The organism is Desulfosporosinus sp. BICA1-9 (assembly GCF_000802135.1).
The window spans coordinates 1-19,505 of sequence record NZ_JUEE01000162.1 but is presented as its reverse complement, the minus strand read 5'-3'; the positions used below and the strand labels follow the sequence as shown (position 1 = coordinate 19,505).

Annotated in this window: 19 protein-coding genes, 2 pseudogenes and 1 riboswitch; of the genes and pseudogenes, 10 read left to right on the top strand and 11 right to left on the bottom strand. The window is 42.7% G+C overall.

All coding sequences use genetic code 11. The annotated features are described in order from the left end of the window. The 7 genes and pseudogenes from JL57_RS20510 (at position 1) to JL57_RS20475 (ending at position 7,738) form a co-directional block, all read left to right on the top strand. Positions 1-1,164, top strand: a complete 1,164-nt coding sequence (locus JL57_RS20510; RefSeq protein ID WP_034143833.1) for an FtsX-like permease family protein — start codon at positions 1-3, stop codon at positions 1,162-1,164. Positions 1,165-1,397: 233 nt separating this feature from the next. Further along, positions 1,398-2,534, top strand: a complete 1,137-nt coding sequence (locus tag JL57_RS20505; RefSeq protein WP_034143832.1) for an FtsX-like permease family protein — start codon at positions 1,398-1,400, stop codon at positions 2,532-2,534. 14 nt (positions 2,535-2,548) lie between these two features. Continuing rightward, positions 2,549-3,670, top strand: a complete 1,122-nt coding sequence (locus JL57_RS20495; RefSeq protein ID WP_366557063.1) for a cytochrome c biogenesis protein — start codon at positions 2,549-2,551, stop codon at positions 3,668-3,670. Between the two features lie 99 nt (positions 3,671-3,769). Continuing rightward, a complete protein-coding gene (locus tag JL57_RS20490; protein WP_034143829.1) occupies positions 3,770-4,462 on the top strand; it encodes a response regulator transcription factor in 693 nt (230 codons plus the stop codon). Between the two features lie 2 nt (positions 4,463-4,464). Next, positions 4,465-5,862 (top strand): cell wall metabolism sensor histidine kinase WalK, encoded by a 1,398-nt coding sequence (locus tag JL57_RS20485; RefSeq protein ID WP_034143828.1) that lies wholly within the window; start codon positions 4,465-4,467, stop codon positions 5,860-5,862. Between the two features lie 593 nt (positions 5,863-6,455). Beyond that, positions 6,456-7,121 (top strand): annotated as a pseudogene (locus JL57_RS20480) (AAA family ATPase); the annotation flags it as partial. Positions 7,122-7,249: 128 nt separating this feature from the next. Further along, on the top strand, positions 7,250-7,738 hold the full coding sequence (locus JL57_RS20475; protein WP_291300349.1) for a GNAT family N-acetyltransferase: 489 nt from the start codon (positions 7,250-7,252) through the stop codon (positions 7,736-7,738). 332 nt (positions 7,739-8,070) lie between these two features. Here the strand turns inward: JL57_RS20475 and JL57_RS20470 are convergent, their stop codons facing one another. Next, a complete protein-coding gene (locus JL57_RS20470; RefSeq protein WP_291300348.1) occupies positions 8,071-9,090 on the bottom strand; it encodes an anti-sigma factor domain-containing protein in 1,020 nt (339 codons plus the stop codon). A 10-nt stretch (positions 9,091-9,100) separates the two neighbouring features. After that, a complete protein-coding gene (gene sigI / locus JL57_RS20465) occupies positions 9,101-9,823 on the bottom strand; it encodes an RNA polymerase sigma-I factor (RefSeq protein ID WP_034143826.1) in 723 nt (240 codons plus the stop codon). A 112-nt stretch (positions 9,824-9,935) separates the two neighbouring features. Between sigI and JL57_RS20460 the strand changes: the two genes are divergently transcribed. Continuing rightward, complete coding sequence (locus JL57_RS20460) at positions 9,936-10,115, top strand: hypothetical protein (protein ID WP_291300347.1); 180 nt, start codon at positions 9,936-9,938, stop codon at positions 10,113-10,115. Next, entirely contained in the window at positions 10,102-10,578 is a 477-nt protein-coding gene (locus JL57_RS35035) for a hypothetical protein (RefSeq protein ID WP_291300346.1), read from the top strand. Before JL57_RS20460 ends, JL57_RS35035 begins: the two co-directional genes overlap by 14 nt. Before the next feature lie 230 nt (positions 10,579-10,808). Here JL57_RS35035 and JL57_RS35030 read toward each other — a convergent pair whose 3' ends face one another. The 8 genes from JL57_RS35030 to JL57_RS20415 form a co-directional block, all read right to left on the bottom strand. Continuing rightward, complete coding sequence (locus JL57_RS35030; RefSeq protein WP_291300345.1) at positions 10,809-10,970, bottom strand: hypothetical protein; 162 nt, start codon at positions 10,968-10,970, stop codon at positions 10,809-10,811. A 44-nt stretch (positions 10,971-11,014) separates the two neighbouring features. Further along, positions 11,015-11,329 carry a YggT family protein gene (locus tag JL57_RS20450; RefSeq protein WP_034143824.1) on the bottom strand — a complete coding sequence of 105 codons (315 nt, stop codon included), beginning with the start codon at positions 11,327-11,329 and terminating at the stop codon, positions 11,015-11,017. Between the two features lie 70 nt (positions 11,330-11,399). Further along, on the bottom strand, positions 11,400-13,520 hold the full coding sequence (locus JL57_RS20445; protein WP_045691038.1) for a transglycosylase domain-containing protein: 2,121 nt from the start codon (positions 13,518-13,520) through the stop codon (positions 11,400-11,402). Positions 13,521-13,711: 191 nt separating this feature from the next. Continuing rightward, entirely contained in the window at positions 13,712-14,080 is a 369-nt protein-coding gene (locus JL57_RS20440; protein ID WP_034143823.1) for a response regulator, read from the bottom strand. A 641-nt stretch (positions 14,081-14,721) separates the two neighbouring features. After that, a complete protein-coding gene (locus tag JL57_RS20435) occupies positions 14,722-16,323 on the bottom strand; it encodes a HAMP domain-containing sensor histidine kinase (RefSeq protein WP_045691039.1) in 1,602 nt (533 codons plus the stop codon). Next, positions 16,320-17,030, bottom strand: coding sequence for a response regulator transcription factor (locus JL57_RS20430; protein ID WP_034143822.1), 711 nt, complete (start codon positions 17,028-17,030; stop codon positions 16,320-16,322). Before JL57_RS20430 ends, JL57_RS20435 begins: the two co-directional genes overlap by 4 nt. Before the next feature lie 124 nt (positions 17,031-17,154). Then, positions 17,155-17,517 carry a YopX family protein gene (locus JL57_RS20425; protein WP_034143821.1) on the bottom strand — a complete coding sequence of 121 codons (363 nt, stop codon included), beginning with the start codon at positions 17,515-17,517 and terminating at the stop codon, positions 17,155-17,157. A gap of 206 nt (positions 17,518-17,723) precedes the next feature. Beyond that, positions 17,724-17,861, bottom strand: a riboswitch (cyclic di-AMP (ydaO/yuaA leader). Between the two features lie 140 nt (positions 17,862-18,001). Next, a complete protein-coding gene (locus tag JL57_RS20415) occupies positions 18,002-18,532 on the bottom strand; it encodes a hypothetical protein (protein WP_034143819.1) in 531 nt (176 codons plus the stop codon). 315 nt (positions 18,533-18,847) lie between these two features. Here JL57_RS20415 and JL57_RS20410 point away from each other — a divergent pair. Beyond that, positions 18,848-19,117, top strand: a pseudogene (locus JL57_RS20410) (sensor histidine kinase); the annotation flags it as partial. Between the two features lie 50 nt (positions 19,118-19,167). Here the strand turns inward: JL57_RS20410 and JL57_RS20405 are convergent. Beyond that, positions 19,168-19,505 (bottom strand): hypothetical protein (locus JL57_RS20405; protein ID WP_034143817.1); only part of this gene is annotated, 338 nt, incomplete at its 5' end.

Sequence of the window (19,505 nt, the reverse complement as noted above, 5' to 3'; positions counted from 1 at the left end):
ATGCGTTTAACAGATATTGCGCTTCAAAACCTACGCCGCCGTAAAATGCGCTCTGCTTTATTGGTTCTCAGTGTCGTAATTGGGGTAGCTTCGATTATTTTCCTCTATACGACAACCCAAGCAATGAAAGAAGATGTCGCCAACAAACTCGATCAATTTGGTTCCAATATCCTCATCCTTCCTGACACCGGTGAAGCTATGACCTTTGGCGGGATAACGGTTGAAGCTCCAACTCAGGTCAAAGAACTAGACATGTCCCTTATTCCGCTTATGAAAACAATAAAAAATAAGGAAACGTTGGCTACAATAGCACCTAAACTTTTAGTCGATACTAAAATCAAGGGACAAACTATTTTGTTACTGGGAGTCGACTTCGAGCAAGAATTGCACCTTAAAAAATGGTGGAAGCTGAATGGTCTTGCCAAAAACCAAATCCCATCAGCCAACGAAGTCATCTTAGGGAGCGAGGTTGCTCAGTCCCTAGGCCTTAGCCCTAAGCAAACTATAACGATCAAAGAAAAGGATTTTACGGTGGCAGGGATCATCCAACCGACAGGGTCGACGGAAAATGACCAAGCTATTTTTATAGACTTAGCTGTACTCCAAAAACTGACTAATCGCCCTAATGCTATCAGCCTCATAGAAACTGCCGCTTTATGTTATACCTGTCCGATCGAAGAAGTAACTCAGCAGTTAAGTGCCAAACTACCTGGTACCAAAGTTACTGCTCTTAAGTCGACTTTAGAATCCCGAGATGATACAGTCAATAGGTTCAATTTATTTGCCAGAATTGTTTCTTTAATACTTTTCCTGGCCAGCAGTCTCGTCATAACTATGACTATGAAATCCTCTGTTGAGGAACGGACCCGGGAAATCGGTATCTTGAGAGCGATCGGTTTCCGAAAACGCCACATCATCCAAATCATTCTAACTGAGGCAGGCTTATTAGGGAGTTTGGGAGGGCTTTTAGGTTTCCTGCTTGGGATGGGTGCCGCGGTGCAGTATGGATCTATTTTAGTCAGGGCTCAAGTTCCGATTCCTTGGCAATCTAATTTGCTCGCCTATGCAATACTTGCCTCGCTTTTAATTAGTCTAATAGCAAGTCTTAATCCTGCTTGGAAAGCAGCTAGACTTGACCCAACTGAATCCTTACGCTACATGTGATACCAGAGGTCGGAGTTCAGAAGCCTGAGGCCAGATCGTGGTTTGATGTAAGGTTTTCGATGAGCGACCGTAGATCAGGTAGTGCTTCGAGCCCGATAAACAGAGGCCAGATGCGGTCGAATGTGTTTCGAAATACGATTCGCGGGACACATATGCGAAGTTCGGAGCGTGAAGTTTGAAGTCGAACATGGAACCTCAAGCTTCGACTTTCGACATTTATATAGGAGGGAAACATGACTTTAACAGATATTGCTATCCAAAACCTGCGCCGGCGTAAAGGTAAAACGACCTTTTTATTTCTAACATTTCTCTTGGTAATTGGCATAACCGTCACGCTGAATACGCTGGCTAAAAGCATGCAAGACGATTTACAAAAAAGTTTAACCGAATATGGTGCTAACGTCGTAATTACCCCCAAATCTGAACATTTTACCCTCAGCTATGGAGGACTCTCTGTTCCTGGAGTTGATTACGAAATCAAACATTTGGATTACGACGTATTCACTACGATTCAAACTAGTCAAGATCTTAATATCCGAGAAATTGCGCCCAAAATAATTGGTTCTGTCGCTGGAATTAATAAACGTTATCTTATCATCGGAGTCGACTTTCCCAGCGAACTAAAAATTAAACCATGGTGGCGTATTGAAGGACTTCCGCCTGGTGACCGAGAAGTTATTATCGGTTCTGATCTGGCACGCCAAGAAAATCTGGTGGTTGGGAGTACTCTAGAACTTAATTACCAGAAATACCCTGTTGTCGGAGTGATGCAGGAAACAGGTGGCTCAGAAGACAATGGAGTGTTCACGAATTTTACGACGTCACGAATAATTACCGGACTAGACTCCTGGTCCATGATCGAACTCAATACGGCTGAACCGGATAAAACTGCAGCCCGCATGAATGAACTTTTACCTGAGGCCAAAGTCGCTGAAATATCCCAACTGGTTCAGGGTACCAAAGAAAGTGTCGATCGTTTTTCAAGTTTCTCTCTAATAGCTTCCACTCTCTTAGGCGTTATTGGCGTGTTGATTGTATTCGTTACGACAATGGGTAACATTAACGATCGCGTTGCCGAAATCGGTGTCTTCCGAGCTATTGGTTTTCGACGTCGCCATATTCTATCTATTCTAATTCGAGAAATTGCCTTGGTTAGCCTTGCTGGAGGGGTTCTCGGGTATCTCTTAGGTGAAATCGCTCCCACTCTACTCGGTCCAATCGCTTTCCAAAAAGCCGTTTCATTTCAATTTCATCCCTTGATGGCTCTGGTTGCAGTAAGCGCCTCTGTCTTAATCGGGATTGTCTGTATTATTTTCCCGGCTAGGCGGGCTGTTCAGTTAGATCCCTTAGATGCACTTTCCTATATCTAGTGAAGAGGTGAAGTATGAAGAAAAACACAAAAATGCTTATGATACTAACGGTTGTAGTCCTATCCATTATGGCTTTGGCTATCCCTAGATTTACAGGCCCCTCCGAATTCCAGGTAACCAATCAATCGTTAGTTGCATTCGAAGAAGCGCAGAAATCTGGCAAACCAATTTTCTTGGAGTTTTATGCAAAATGGTGACCCAGCTGTAGGAGCATGGAGCCCGTGGTGCTGGCTCTAGAGAAAAAATATAGCGATAATATAAACTTTATTATAGTAGATGTTGATGACCCGCAAGGACAGGTTCTTGCTCAGCAATTTGACATCAACTATATCCCTGCCTTTTTTGTGATTGATCAACAAGGGCAAATCACATACAACGATACTGGTCCTCAAAGTAAAGCTACTTTAGAAAACGCCATAAATTCCGGAAGTCCAAACAATAGCTGGTACGAATCCTTCTTCAAAGAAACAATTCCGAATGCTTTGGATGAAGGCGGGTTGTTAATCTTGGCTCTTGTTTTCTTAGGGGGATTAATGACCAGTCTGAGTCCCTGTATCTTGTCGATGTTACCCGTCATGTTGGGATATATCGGTGGCTTGGAAAAGCCTACTAAAACAAAAGGTTTTATCACGTCCGTTTCCTTTGTCCTAGGTTTGGCCGTTACCTTTGCTATTTTAGGTATAGTAGCATCGTTATTAGGTAAAGTATTCGGCCAAATTGGCTCGACATGGCTTTATATTATTGGTCTATTTGCGATTTTGATGGGATTACAGCTAATAGGGGTTATCAATATCAATTTACCGGGTTTAAAGGCTATGCCAGAGAAAAAGGGTGGAGTTTTAGGATCGTTTGGAGTAGGTTTATTATTCGGTCTGGTTGCTTCGCCCTGTGCTACTCCTGTTTTAGCAGTTTTGATGACTTATGTAGCGGGGCAAGGTGTCCTTTGGTATGGGGCTTTGTTGCTCTTCATCTATGGGCTTGGCCACGGGCTACCGTTAATTATTGCGGGCACCTTTACAGCCGTTTTAAAAAGTTTACCCCGCTTACAAAAATGGGGCCACACTATTACGTATCTAAGCGGCGCCCTACTCATCATTTTGGGTTTATACTTCCTTGTACGCACTGGTTTAGCATAAATACAAGGATACAGCTGATTGACAGAATTGCCCAGGTCAGTTGTTTCCTCATATAATGATCTTAGATAAGTTTTGGGACTGAGAGGAGTTTATTTGTCTATGAGGATATTACTAGTTGATGATGAAAAAAAAATTACGACCGTTCTCAAAGCCTATCTTCAACAGGAAGGCTTTCAGGTAAGCACGGCCATTAACGGGCTAATCGCTTTAACCATGTTTAAAGAAAATCCTTTTGATCTGGTTATCCTTGATTTAATGCTCCCTGGTATGTCTGGGACAGAAATTTGCCGCGAAATCCGCAAAATATCCTCCGTCCCTATTATCATGCTCACCGCTAAAGTCGAAGAAGAGGACCGCATCCAAGGATTAAGTATCGGTGCAGATGATTACATTACAAAACCTTTTAGCCCTCGTGAAGTGGTTGCCCGCGTCAGAGCTGTTTTACGTCGGACCAATAACGAAACTGCACCCCTTGCCGACGTAATTTCCTATGATAATGGCCTCACCATCGATAACATCCAGCATGAAATCCGGCTTAACGATCAGGAAATCTTGCTAACTCCAACCGAATTTAAGATCCTTGGAGCCTTAGCGAAAAACCCTGGACGGGTGTTATCTCGAGGTCAATTGGTAGAAATTGTTCAAGGGCACGACTTTGACGGAGATGACCGTGTGATTGATGCCCATATTAAGAAGATTCGGCAAAAGATCGAAACGACTCCCAGCAACCCACAAATTATTATGACCGTTTACGGTATCGGCTACAAGTTCAATCCAAGTGCGGGGGGATAAGAATGCGCACAAAATTGTTTCTTTCCACCCTGATCATCGCGATAATTACTCTAACCTTCAGCATGCTTTCCGTGAAACTTGTCTTCAACCAACAGTTTAGTGTTTATTTAACCCAGGCGAATGAAACAACCTTAGAGCAGTTACCCTTGCGTCTGAGTGCCCTTTATCAGACCAAGGGTACTTGGAATCCTACGTCTTTGAATGAAGTTGCTCACTCCCTCCCAATGGGGACCGTTGTTACTTTGACAGATCCAAACGGTAAGCTTATAGCCACGTTAAGCAACACCATGGAAGATATGATGCATGGACAAAGCGGAATGGGCATGGGTATGGGTATGGGTATGTCCTCCTATTCCACTACAAATTGGAAAACTAAAGACCTTACGGTGACAGGACCCCTCGGGACTTTAGCCATCGCCCATGTCCGCTATCCAGCGACCGCCCAGATTCTCAATCCCCAAGATGTCCGCTTCCAATCCGCAGTCTTTCGCTCTCTACTCTTCGCTGGAGGATTGGCGCTTCTATTTGGGATTATTCTCAGTTACTTTACAAGCCGTCAACTCGTCGCTCCTCTCAAACGATTAACGAAAGCTGCTGATCGTATTGGCCATGGGCACCTTGACGAACGAGTTGACCTTCGCTCCAAAGACGAGGTAGGGCAACTCGCGAACGCTTTTAATATGATGGCCGACAATTTGGATCGACAAGAAACCCTCCGCAAACAGTTTACCGCCGATATCGCCCACGAACTGCGTACTCCCTTAACCTCGATCAAAAGCTATATTGAAGCCTTCCAAGATAACGTCCTTCCAGCTAATCAAGAAAATCTCTCCTCCATTCATGAGGAGATTGACCGATTAGTAGACTTGTCCAGCGATCTAAAAGACTTAAATGTAGCAGAAATCGGTGGGTTACAGCTAAACCTTGAACCTGTGGACTTAAAGCATCTTCTTGAAAAAATCATTCGCAGCCTCAATCCCCTCATCCAGGAAAAGGAATTAACTCTCAATTGGAACGCCCCGGAAGAATCCGTGACTACGTCCGGGGACGAGCGCCTTCTGACCCGGCTTTTCTACAATCTGGTGCATAATGCCTATCGGTACTCAAACTCAGGCGGTCAGATTACAGTCGTGCTTACAAAAATACCGGATTTTGCTGAAATTAAGATTAGAAACACAGGTATTGGAATTTCGGAAGACGACCTCCCTTTAATATTCGAGCGTTTTTACCGTACCGACAAATCCCGGACCCGTGAGACAGGGGGAACCGGAATTGGTCTGGCGCTGGTCCGCCAGATTACGGACCTCCATCAAGGTACGATCACCGTACAGAGTAAAGTCGGCCATGAGACTGAATTCATCGTCCGGCTTCCAAAAGAGATAAAAGTGGCTGAGGAATGAATCCTCGGCCACTTTTATTTAGAACATTTACGATATCAGATTCATATGTAAGCCCATTTGATTTGATCTCTGCATATCCCCAGAATCATTATTTTTCACTAAGTGCTTCCTTTACAAGGGATTGCAGAGCCGGATCCTTTAGCATAGCGGAAAAGGTCGTTTTCATTCATGGATCTGACATTATCTGTACCATTGGCTTATACATGGGGGATATAAAGTATAGATATACGAACCTGTTTCGTATATAATCCAAATATGGCATATAATGCGAACTAATTTCGGATAATCATCGTTACCCGAAATATCCGTACCCACGCATTCCTTTTGGGTCTTTGAACTTCTGTATTCTTATCATGCTTCATAATTGATTGTTAGTCTTTGTAGTTTCGTAAATGAATGTGAAATGAATGTTTCGGAAGGAATGGAGAAAATGAGAAAAAACCTCTATTAGGGAGGTCTTTCTAAATCTTATAATGAATCAAAATCAAAATGACTAAAATCTTAGTTCTTTTTTTATATTTTTTGCCCAATACCTAGCATCGTAATGACAAACATTTTCAGGGTCTTCTCTTAACAATTCTGGTCACAAGGTCTATCCATTCTCCATAGCTGCGTTCAATGGATTGGAAACGATAGAGTTTAACAGCAACGTGACATTTTTCGTTGGCGAGAATGGCTCGGGAAAATCAACACTCCTTGAAGCCATTGCCTATAAAAGTGATTTCAACACAGCTGGTGGAGGAAGGAATAACTATTATGAAGTCCCTTCCTCTGAATCAGCGTTAGGTGATTTTATAAGGCTTTCCTGGGCCCCGAAAATTACGAATGGTTTTTTTCTAAGGGCGGAAAGCCTCTACAATTTTGCATCTCATATTGATAGTCTTGGTCCAGAAGCTTATAAGTCTTATGGAGGAAAATCACTACATAAACAATCTCATGGAGAATCATTTCTGTCACTATTCACCAATAGGTTTGGAAAACAAGGAATTTACCTTTTAGATGAACCCGAGGCGGCTCTTTCACCAGCTCGCCAACTCACCTTGTTGAGGATCCTAAGGGAATTAGAACAAGAGGGTCAATCCCAGTTTATTATTGCAACTCATTCTCCAATTATTCTGGCTTATCCAGATGCACAGATTCTTGATTTCGATACTTCACCGGTTTCTCAAACAACATACGAAGATACCTCTCATTATCAGATTACCAAAGGATTTTTAGAAAATAGAGGTCGTTATTTACTGAAACTCTTCGAAGAGTAGAGTCCACATATCCACATATCGGAGTATGATTTTTAGATAAATGTTTTTAGGGGTTGTACTCTACTCAGAGGAAGAAACATTTGAGTCCAGAAGATATATTTAATTTCATATTTTAAAGGGAGGAAGTTTTGATCTTGATTATAAGGTCGTTAGATGAATCGGACTTCATACCAATAATTTCTGTAGTCGACGAATGGTGGGCTGGTCGTCAAATGACGGATATGCTCCCCAAATTGTTTTTTACACACTTCAAGGATACAAGTTTCATTATCGAGACAGATGGTAAGATAGTTGCTTTCCTAATTGGTTTTGTATCTCAAAGCTACTCGAATGAAGCCTATATTCATTTTGTTGGGGTTCATCCGGATTATAGAAAACAGGGGCTGGGGCGGAAATTGTACGAGTCTTTCTTTGACAAAGTGGCAACAAAAGGCTGTAGTATCGTTCGAAGTATTACCTCTCCTGTTAACAAGGGTTCGATATGTTTTCACACTAGTATGGGATTCCAAATTGCAGAAGGTGGTTCCCTAGTTAATGGGATTTTGATAAACACAAATTACGACGGACCCGGTAAGGATAGAGTGCTATTTTCTCGACAATTATATAGTTTAATCTAATTCCGCATTTGGGGAGTGCGGATACATCATATAAACAGAGCGTTTGGTTTAAATCAGGGTCATCTTTAAGATAAAAATAGAATTGAATCTTAAAGATTGAGGGAGTGGAGATATGGAAATTACATATAAAAATACGAAAGAATTTACCGCAGTACAACTAAGAACCTGTTTCTTTTAGTGGAATGGAGTTCGAGCAATTATCCTGATAAGCTCCAAATGGCTATGAAAAACTCGCATACAGCAAAAGTTAGAGGAGTAGGCTCTACCTTGATAAAGGAGATGGTAATAGAATTTGCTGAATCCTATGGGGGTTAACCCCGGGCTGTTGCAATTTACTTACTGCCCGGCACATTAATACCGGAGGTTATACCTAACTGATTTTGAATATTTGTTTCTGGAAGTTGATCTAATAAAGAAGAACTGCCGGAAGGACCGGATTCTCGCGAACTACCGGAAGCGGTACCTGATGATAAGTTCGATTCTACGTTTGAAGGTTGCCCGTGCTCATCTATAGGACTGGTTTTACTTGGGGCATTTTCACTATAAGAATCCGAATAGTTCCCTTGTCGGTTTTGTATTACCTCTAAGTTTTCTTCAGGAAAGAGGCTGGGGACACTAATTTTCGCATCATTGAGAGCTTTTTGCACATCATTACGAAGTGTATCCGGTTGGATATCCACACCTTTTTGCTGAGAGCGTTCGTAAATCAAATAACTGTTAATGGTCATCCCATGTTTCCGGGCTTCCAGTTGGATTTCCTCGTCGGCTTTACCCACAACCACAATTCCGTAAAGGTTTCGGCGAAGCAATTCATCCCGGATGGTGTTCCGGAGTTTTTCGGTATCGATAATTTGGTCACCCCGGCTGTTGAGTGGAACCACTCTGGCTAAAACCAGGTTTTGTGTTTTGTTCAGAGTTCCTTTGTTATGGACATTTTCCAGGATTAAATCAACCGCTTGATAGACATCCATTCCTTTAACAGACAATCCTTCTAAAATAGTTGAAGCACCATTTACATTTTGTGCATTAATAACTTTGCCTTCTCTGTTTATTAATAATTCTATTCCTTGATTAATATCTAGAGCGACTGCGGCTACCGCCATATTAGGAATGTATAATAAATAAAAAACGCTTATACTCAGAACTAGTAATAAAACCGCTGCGGCTGATGCATATTTTAAGGCGAAATTTTTGAATTGGGATAAACTATTGGGCTTGAGATTAACTTCAATCTTCTGTCCTACTAGAGGTAATTCTTTTGGAGTAGGAATCTCGAAAAAGTCGCCTTTTTCTGTGTAAATGACAGTGATTTTTTTTGAGGTTCGCATTACGATGCCTTTGGTTTGTTCCATTGTCCTACACCTACTCCCTAAGTTGTGCTGGAATCTTGGTGAAAGTTCTTAACGGATAAAATTCTGGTTCAGATAGGATGAGTGCCAAGGCAATCAGATATTTCCGGCCCTTCTCCAATACTTTGCGTTTTACTCCGGTCAATAATCCCAGTTCTTTAATCGGTAATAGTTTGAGTTTTTTAAGATGGGTCATCAGACTGGGGTTATCACTTAAGGATAAAGTTACCCTTATTAGGGTTTCCCTGCTATCCCTATGTTTGGGAGACACTTTGACCAAATCATCTAAGGTAACCCCATACTCACCTAGCATACGGACATAATTTTCCACCACTTCCGCCAAGACCTCTATGTTCTCTTTTGCTTGATATTGTTCTTGGGAAACGTCAAGATCATAACGGCTCATTTCCTCACCCTCCGGATCCATTGGGGAGAGGGATAAATGTTGATGTTTTCCTTCTTTGCGAAAGTAATCAATTAACCTTCTGCGGATTACCATTTGCACGAAACTGTGAAAAGAAGACCCTTCCTGAGGGTTAAAGTTATCTATTGCTTCATTAAAAGCTATAAGTGCAATGCTTAGCTCATCATCGTTATCCCAGGTCAAGAACCTGTTACATACTTTAGAGCTTACCTTAACTATAAATTGTTTGTGAGATCTTATGAGTTCCTCACGAGCTTGCCTATTACCACTTTTAGCTGATATTAAAGTATCTTTTAAAACCTTTTCTTGCACTTTTATCACTCCGCTTATCAGTTCATTCGTAAAATCAAGAACTTTTCGAGGGGTAGAATAAAAAATTATATAACTATTTTTAGACATCATGTTACAACGAATTAATATATTATTGGATTTAAATGAAGTGCCTACCCCTCAAAAAGTACTTAACCTAAACGAACAACTGGATGAATATGGGGGTGGTGAAAAATTTATAGACAAAATCCAAAAAACGTTATTTTTTGTTTCAATTTTTATCAAAAGCTGTATTTATAATTTAAGAGAGGATGATTTTTGTGAAAATAATTAAGAACACTCTTTTGGTTAGTTCATTATCACTTGGCTTAATAGTTGGGACAGTAGGTATTATAAGTGCTGCCACTTCAACAGACTTCCAAGAAAAAGTTGCTGCATCGCTCAAACCTGATACGATGGCTGTAGAGATGAATGCCGACTCTCAAACTGCAGTTACACATACTGGTGCTAATGGAAACTCAGCTGCTATGGAGATGAATGTCGGTCAAAACATTCATAGCCAACCATTGGACACCAATATCCAACAATTGGCTCCTCAACAACTGGAATCCAGTCAAAGCGCTCCTCAGCAACCAACACCCCAAAAACCTTCCAGCCCAAAACCATCTCTCCAAAATGTTCTCCAACTACAGCAAAATGTTCTAATACCTGTTAATGTTAATACTAACGGGTACTTCAAAAATACCTTGGGTGGAAGCCAGATATCCGGTCAATGGTCTCTTAACATGGGCATGTGAAAAAGATTTCTCCATTTTTGAGAAAGAAGTTCTTGCTAGCTATTCACACAAAAAGAGGGCTGGTCAATTTCGACCAGTCCATTCTCATTCTCAATTTTTAACCGTGGGTATGGAAGCTAAAATTAGTATCAGCACCAGCGAAACAACCTGAAAAGGAAAAGTGTAAACAGGAACAGCTAAAGCAACCGATATCCAGGTATCCCTTCCCGCTGCTGTCAGGTTTTGCATAATTATGCTGCTACCGGACAAAAAAGCGGCTGATGATTGTTATATTTTCTTGGAGCTTGCCCAGCAGCTTGTGATCTTTGAATTGTTCCGGGTGGACCGGCTTTTTGTTTTTTGGCCTTAAATAACGGTAATAAAAATTTCTGAATATTTTCATGGTTTCTCAAGCATTATCTGTTTTCCTCTCTTCATAAAGGTGTCTGCTACCCTCTTATTTGTTACGCCTAAAGACTTCTATTAACTCAACAATTCCCCAGGCAATCACCGCGAAAACCATCATCCCTACAATCGACGCCGGCTCTAAAATGCCCTTTATGTTATCCATTCTAACTGTCTCGGTTCTGAATATACCCAAGAAAGGATCTAAAAAGGCATTAGTGATAGAATATATCAGCGATACAAACCCGTTCTGCGGATTCGCAGCTAAGAGCTTAAACATGAATCTAAATGCCAATAAGACTTCTAAAACACCAAGAATGTAATAAACGGCGCTTTTTACCTGAAGACAGCCCTTATCATGTGACATGAATTCACATCCGTTTCTTCAAAATGATATGCTTACTTTTCCTTATATTTCCCATAATACGTATAGAATATTATCTTTTCTTACCCTTTCCTTTCGATGGAAATTTATCCGTTTCTCCAGGGTTAAGCCAACTATTAAAAAAGTTAGGGTCAATACCAAAATTGTTTAAAGATTCATTGTTTCTATCCGGTTTTTTATCGTCCTTTTCATCAGTGAAAGATGGATACATTTTTCCAGAGTTAAGCCAGTAATTTGAGGGTATTTTAAATGGAACGACGGGTTTGTTACTCAAAGCCCGGGAGAGGACTTCCCGGAACACAACAGCCGGCCCTGATCCTCCAGAGATCGTAAGATAGTGCTCCCGGTCAGTTTTGTCATATCCCATCCAAATAGCAGCGGTAAGCTCTGGAGTGTAACCGACGAACCAGACATCTTTAACCCCTTTGATACCGGCAAATTCTTTTGTATGTGGAAGCTCTACGGAGCCGGTTTTCCCGGCTGTTGGGCGACCGAAAGCAGCATTTTTGCCGGTCCCGTTGTCAACGACATTTTTTAACAGAAATGTCATGGTATAGGCGGTGCTTTGATCTGTGATTTTAACCGCTTCCGGTTTCGCCTGGGTCAGAACATATCCGTCAAATGTTGTAATCTTCGTAATCGCATAAGCTTTGTTCATCACGCCCAAATTCGCAAAGCCGCTGTAGGCTTGAGCCATTTGCAAGGGAGATACCCCGGTAGAAAGTCCCCCAAGGGCCAGGCTCAAAGTTCGGTCCTCTTTAGTGAGAGGAACCCCGGCCCGCTGGGCAAATGCCATACCGGTATCCAGACCGATTTCATTCAGGAGCCAGACTGCAGGGATATTCCAAGAATTCTGAAGGGCTTCCTGCATTGTGACATAGCCCCGGGTTTGGTAATCCCAGTCCGTAGGTTTATAGCCGTTTAAATTAAGCGGGCCGTCATATAGAATTGAATAAGGGATATATCCTTTTTCCAGAGCCGGACCATAGACTGACAAGGGTTTAAAGGAGGAACCCGGCTGACGTTTAAGTTGGGTGGCATGGTCAAACCCCCGGAACAAACTTTCTCCCCGGTAACCGACAAGCCCCCGAATTCCACCGTTATGTTGATCGATGATCGCAATACCGCTTTGCACGATCTGATCAGACTTACCGGGAGGGAAAAAACGGTTGTCATGATACACATCTTCAGCAGCTTTTTGAACAGCTTGGTCCATCTGAGTATAAATTTGCAGTCCGCTACCCAGGATTTGATCTTCCGTAAAACCATAGCGGGAGATAGCCTCTTCGATGACGTAATCCACATAGGGAGCATACTTGCCGGAGAGTTCCCCGTCCGGGCCCTTTTTCAAGTTAATCGGTTGGGCCTTAGCCTTTAGGTATTCAGACTCTGAGATATAAGTTTGTTCTTTCATTAAGGATAGTACTAAATTGCGGCGCTCCAAAGCCTTATCTTTGCTTTTCAAAGGAGAGTAAATGCTGGGAGCTTTCGGAAGGCTGGCGAGCAGGGCTGCTTCTTCCAGGCTGAGGTCTTGAACGTTTTTGCCAAAATAAAAACGGGCGGCATTTTGAATTCCCCAACGACCTTCGCCAAAGTAAATATGATTCAGATAAGACTCAAGAATCTGATTCTTGGTTAAGGTCAATTCGATCTTTAAGGCATAAGCCGCTTCCTTAAATTTTCGCCTAAGTGTCTTATCAGAAGGCAGAAAGAGATTTTTAGCTAATTGTTGGGTTATTGTGCTTCCCCCCTCTGAAAAATCCCCTGATTTGAGGTCATGGGCCAAGGCCCGCAGGATTGACCAGACATCAACACCTTTATGTTCATAGAAACGACGGTCTTCGACAGCGATTATTGCCTCACGCATTTGGAGCGGTACCTTATCAATGGAAACTGGCTCAATTTTGGAAGAGGAAAGCTGGGAAACCTTATTCCCTTTTTGGTCATAGATGAAGGTTGGATGAGCAAGTGGGCTCTCCAGTTTGCTTACGTCCAGGGAAGCAACCCAGAAAGCGATTCCTCCGGTGGCTAACAGAAATCCGAGCAGTGCAGTAAGGGCAAACCGTCGCCTAAATTTAGGGTTTTGCCAAAACTTTGAAGTCTTGAGGCGGTCTAGTCTTTTATGTACTGAAGAACGTAAACTTATGAATAAAGATTTTAACTTATCAAGCATAGCTTCCTCCTCTTTCACCTGTGATAGTCAGATGTCATTTGAAACCGGGCTCAAAGAAAAAGACCATCTGTCTGAGACGGATTGGTCTTGAGCAAAGCTATATATTAAATACGTGAGTAAGCCAAAGTTTAAGGGGGTTAAATTGGTGGCAAGTGAACAGCCGGCTGGCCAGAGTTGGCAAAGAACTGGGATTAACCAGGAGTAATCACATTATGAATTGCTTCCATTAAGGCGCTCAAATCCAAAGGTTTCTTCAACACCACATGGGCACCGTGACTCTTGGCGATGTCTTCAATGTTTTCTTTGCCACTGAGCATAATGACCGGGATTTCCCAGGTAGCACTATACTTTTTAAGCATTGTTAACATTTCAATTCCTGTCATCTCGGGCAGCTGGTAATCCAACAGGATTAGAGAAGGTTTTTCCGCAAATCCGGCAATCTTTAAGCATTCCCGCCCGTCGGCTGCACTTTTAGTTCTGTAGCCCGATTCACCTAAAAATTCTTGTAACATATTCCTGATGGTACATTCGTCATTCACAATTAGGATGTATTCAGCCACTAAAAGACCGCCTCCATTACTTCAGTGCACTTTTCTGCCTAGGTCGAAGCTTAAGTAACACTGTTTATATCAATACCTAACTAAAACATGTAATCGCAACTGTCATTCCCAATAGGATTACCGATAAAGATAAAACTTGTCATTAATCTTTTCCTACATCAACCCCATTTAAACTATAATCCTTTGAATCTCGAAGTATGGCCAGAAAGCAATTAAAGTTGCCACCAAACCGGGAACATCGACGACAGACCATCCTTCCTTTCGAAGCTAATAATACCTGAGAAATATTAAGCAGCTTTTACCAAACCTTGAAAATTTATTTCGTAAATGTTAATGAATGTTACAACAAAGCGATCCTGAGACAGACAGAGACATAAAAACACCAACGGCTTTCGAACAATAGTCGATAACCGTTGGCATAGTTCACAAATAAACGAATCTTAACCTCTGACTATGGCGAACCGCAGTTTCAAGAACCTGATCGCCTTTCAGCTGGCAAACTGTCCCGTCTGGATCAATGCGATAAATTTTCAGCTCACCACTGTCCTTTGTCCATTCGAGACAGCACTCGTGACAATAGTAACGTTTGCGGCCGATCCGGCCAGTGTCGTGCGCACCGCACAAGGGACAAGTCAATGCTATCAACTCCCTAATAACTTGTGTTTAGTCCGATAGGATATATCAAAAGATGGAAAGCTTATGTAAAAAGTTGTCCCCTTCCCTAACTGGCTTGCCACATCTATGTTGCCGCCTTGTAACTGAACCAGTTTTTTCACAATTACCAGCCCCAGACCACTCCCTTTTTCCTGCATGTGATCAGCACGTTGATTCTTGATCCGGTAAAACCTTTTCCAAATGTGCGGCAAATCCTCGGGCGATATGCCAATACCATTATCCTCAATGCACAGTTCCACTTTACCTTGTCGGGTCTCTACGCCAACCTTGATGGTGCCGTTCTCAGTAGCCCTGGTCGCATTCTTCAGTAGATTCCTGATAACCTGTTCCATCCGGTCAGCGTCCCCGAGCACGATGGCTTTTTCTGTTTTTTGGTCCAACAGGATCGAGGTATTCGTGCGCTTGGCCAGAGGCTCCATGGACATGGCCACACCGTGGGCCAAGGCGTTCAAGTCTACAGGTAGTTTTTCAACCGTTAGATTGCCGCTTTCCAGACGGCTTAATTCCAAGATGTCATCTATCAGCCTGCTGATATGAACCGTTTGCGTGTAAATCGTGTCTAAATACCTCTCCTGTATTGCCTCATCTTGCACAATACCATCGCGGATGGCCTCGACAAAGCCTTGCACAGCAGTCAGCGGGGTACGTAACTCATGCGATATCTCCGCAAATAAACGGGCTCTTTCTTCTTCCATCCTGCGACTTTCGGTCTGTACCTTCTGCAGTCTTTCCGCCAATTTGTTAAGCTGGCCGCCGAGGTCGTTGATTTCATCCAGAGGCTGGTCCTTATCGCTCAACACATAACTCCCTCTGCTGATCTCTGCCACTGTGGTAGTCAAACGGGAAATTGGCCTGGAAATGTACATAGCCAGGTAAACGGAAATGAAAATAATAATCAGCAGGATGACCATTCCCCCGATAATCATGTACAAACGCATTTTGCTTAAAGCAAGGTCGAGATTAAATGATTTCTTTTCCAGCAGGATACCGTTTTTAATGGCATCCTTGTTGTTCCCCATGGGCACAACTGCAGCAAAGATGGGCTGATCGGTATCAGTATCCACTGTCTGGGTCGTCGCAATTGGACTTTTTTTGAGTATATCGATGTATTTTTCTTCTATCTTGCTACCGGGCACCATTTCCTGCTCTGCCGAGGTGGCCGTAATCTTTCCTTCCATGTCAAAGATCGTAATCTTAGCGTCAAAGATATCAGCCAGATATTTCAAGAAGTCCTGTTGTGCCTGGACCTGAGTGCTTGTTCGCTTGTCAGGTGGAATACTCCACGCGCTGTCCGTCTGCTGGAGTAAGGCAAAGTTTACTCGTTTGGCCTCACGTAACAATTCCTGTTGGACCTGATCATAGCTTACCTGCTTTACCACAAAGCTGGAAAATATCATCAGGCCAATCAGAGCGATAACAAAGGCCGTTATATTGGTAAACAAAATCCTTGTGTAAAGATTTTTGTTGAATTGTTCCTGTAGTAAGCGTTTACTAATAAGCCAGAACCGACGTAGGGCACGGATTACCAACTGAAGTTTTTCCCTGCCCTGCTGTAGATAAGTATTCACGGCGTGGTCTCTCCCCCTTTGGCAGGAGGTGTAAATTGGTATCCCACACCCCATACAGTTGTCAAGTATTCAAACGGCAAAGGTGCCAGCTTGGTCCTCAGCCTGCGAATGTGGACATCTATCGTACGCTCATCACCGAAGAAATCATATCCCCAGACAGCCGCCAGCAGCTCCTCTCTGCTGAAAACCCGGCGAGGATTCTGGGCCAGGTAATAGAGCAAATCGTATTCTCTGGGAGTGACTTCTATTTCTTGACTATCAATCAAAACTGTCCTGGAATCGGCGAAGATTTCCAGCCCGGGATATTTCAATTTCCAATTCGTCGCTGCATCCACAGGTTGGGTACGGCGCAGTAGCGCTTTGATTCTGGCTACCAGTTCCCGGGGACTGAAAGGTTTGGAAACGTAGTCATCGGCTCCCATTTCCAGTCCTAAAACACGATCTGCTTCCTCTCCCTTGGCTGTAAGCATGATTATGGGAACCATGCGTACCGCCCTTAAATTGCGACATAGAGTAAGCCCGTCCTGACCCGGAAGCATGATATCCAGTATTACCACATCAGGATTTTCCCGATCGAATGCGGCTAGAACCAAGTCACCGTTGCTTACCCCGATGACTTTAAAACCTTCCCTTTCACCATATAACGTGACCAGTTCCAATACGTTTTGGTCGTCGTCAACTATCAAAACTTTACCACAATACGCCATTTCTCCCTCCCTCAGCGGTATCCTTTTCCATCTATGTATTTGATGGGATGGTACCGATCTTTCCTCTGAATTGTACTAATTGCCTATAATTCTGGTTATATTGGCATTTACTATCACGGAGCTATTACCGGAGGAGATCAGCATTTTGATACTGATTTCCTACTATATCACCAATCCCAACATCACTGATATTTCGATTTAAAGAGCTTCCTGGTTCAACAAGGTCGAAACTCGCTGTTGATTTATTCCAAATCACTTTGTAAATTGCAGATGAAATTTTAATAAAATCACCTTCATAGACATCAGTTCCATTGGCATCATGCAAACCGGTCCACTGTAGCAATTCAAATTTTCCGGCTGGTTCCCACGAACGACCGGGCACACTTACGGCAAATGGAACCAGAGTTTGTGTATCAAATGTTATAGCTTGTGGCTTAAATATTTTCTGCCTAACCTTGTCCCAAACTCTAAATTTAATTTCCTTCAATTTTTGTTACCTCCTTTGTAACTTCCATAATATCTCCAATTAGTTGTACGAAAGGATAATTGACGTTTAAGGGGTTCATCTCAAAAGAGTCAGGCGAGGTTGGTAAGTCGTCACTAGACCGTTCCGGAGGTTTATAGTTTGTCCTTCTCTCAATAATGCGTAAAGGGTCCCACGTTGAACTAGACGTAGGACCCTTTACAGAAGATTTTTTCTCTCTGGGAAGCGCTTCCGAAGTTAGCTGACAGATTCGGGCTAAAGAGACAGCCCTACCGGCAAAAGCCGGATTCACCCCAAAATGATGGGTCCCCCGTTTCCACTTGTGCTGAACTCAGCGCGTCTTTAACTATTTAGTCGGAACGACTGACAACCTCTATCATTATTATAAGTTGTTAGTTAAGAATATGTCAACCCTTTGGCACTAGGAATATACTTCCTGTGCTAGCTAGGTGTTAAGAATTGGTAGATCGTTATTATGGTAATCCGATTAGTGGGTGAAAGCTGTTCCAAAAATACTTAACAGATGGTCGTAAATGCTCAGCAATTTATCGTAAGAGGTGAGGAGCTTAGCGTACATTCTATTCACCGTTTGTCCTTCGTCCGTAGGAGCAGCAGCTTCATTTTCTACCGCTTCCTCTTCCTCCACTGGCGCAGCGGTTTCATTTTCTACCGCTTCCTCTTCGTCCACTGGAGTGGTAGTTCCGCAATTTATCACCTGGCCATGGTCCGTTGTGGTAGTAGCAGTTTCGCTGTTTGCCACTTGTTCATCGCCGTCAGATATGGCGACTTGTCCACCCATCAGGGGGATAATCTGCGCTGCAGCTTTATCCAGAATACCTAAGTTGGATAAGGGTAATAGGCCCTCCTGAACTCCCCTTTGCATGGACATACTGGCATTCCTGTCTGCATTGGGCTGTAATTCATGAGCACTGACAGGCATTAATGTCGCGAAAGTCATAACTGATGTCATCATAGAACCTAAGGCAATCTTTGCTAATTTATCTTTTGTTATAAACATAAATCTTTCCTCCTTGGCTTAATAAGATTTAGGAACACTCTCGTTGTTTCAGCGCAAGAAAACACAATTCTACCTTCGTAAATTTCTAACATTAAATCATTTTATAGAATTTGCATAGATTATCGCCTCCTCCCTGGAGATTTGAACTACTCCTCCTCTCGAAGCCAATTATACTGGAGGCATATTAAATGGCATTTACCAAACTATGAAATTGTTTTGCGAAAATGTGAATAAATGTTACAAGACAAAGATCATCCCAGAGACAGACATTTGAAGGCATAAGAATGCCAACGGTTTCCGAAGTAATAGCCGATGCTTACAAAAACACCGGATTTTGCCGTAATTAAGATTAGAAACACAGGTATAGTCATCTCAGAAGACGACCTGCCTTTAATATTCGAGCGTTTTTACCGTGCTGACAAATCTCGGACCCGTGAGACAGGGGGAACCGGAATTGGTCTGGCGCTGGTCCGCCAGATTACGGACCTCCATCAAGGCACGATCGGCGTACAGAGTAAAGTCGGACAAGAGACTGAATTCATCGTCCAGCTTCCTATAGAGATAAAAGTAGTGGTTGAGGATTAGATTTCCTCAGCCACTACTTTTCTTTTTCCATTTATGCCACTTCTTAGGACTTATCTTCCCATGGATCCCATCATATTGTTGCCGCTTGATTTTTGGGCTGGCTGTTGAGAAGCGTTAGAATTGTTCGGTTTGTTCGGTTTATTCGTTCCAGTCATTCCTTGCGTGTGTTGGGAACTATTCATCTGGTCATTCATTTGAGTGTTCATAGGCATATTTTGCATCTGAGTATTTATCGGCATGTTTTGCATTTGATCATTCATGGACGCGTCGGAACTCCTCATTTGATCGTAGACATCGGTCTTGGATGGAACTGTTTGATCAGGCTGAGTGGTTTCTACCTGCTCAACTTCGGTGCTTGTGACATCATTGTTGTTCATATAGGCCTGTG

Excerpts from the sequence above, each read along its gene's own strand:
- JL57_RS20510 (WP_034143833.1), top strand. The coding sequence starts at position 1 with ATGCGTTTAACAGATATTGCGCTTCAAAACCTACGCCGCCGTAAAATG.
- JL57_RS20505 (WP_034143832.1), top strand. The coding sequence starts at position 1,398 with ATGACTTTAACAGATATTGCTATCCAAAACCTGCGCCGGCGTAAAGGT.
- JL57_RS20490 (WP_034143829.1), top strand. The coding sequence starts at position 3,770 with ATGAGGATATTACTAGTTGATGATGAAAAAAAAATTACGACCGTTCTC.
- JL57_RS20485 (WP_034143828.1), top strand. The coding sequence starts at position 4,465 with ATGCGCACAAAATTGTTTCTTTCCACCCTGATCATCGCGATAATTACT.
- JL57_RS20470 (WP_291300348.1), bottom strand. The coding sequence starts at position 9,090 with ATGGAACAAACCAAAGGCATCGTAATGCGAACCTCAAAAAAAATCACT.
- JL57_RS20450 (WP_034143824.1), bottom strand. The coding sequence starts at position 11,329 with ATGTCACATGATAAGGGCTGTCTTCAGGTAAAAAGCGCCGTTTATTAC.
- JL57_RS20445 (WP_045691038.1), bottom strand. The coding sequence starts at position 13,520 with ATGCTTGATAAGTTAAAATCTTTATTCATAAGTTTACGTTCTTCAGTA.
- JL57_RS20430 (WP_034143822.1), bottom strand. The coding sequence starts at position 17,030 with ATGGCGTATTGTGGTAAAGTTTTGATAGTTGACGACGACCAAAACGTA.
- JL57_RS20415 (WP_034143819.1), bottom strand. The coding sequence starts at position 18,532 with ATGTTTATAACAAAAGATAAATTAGCAAAGATTGCCTTAGGTTCTATG.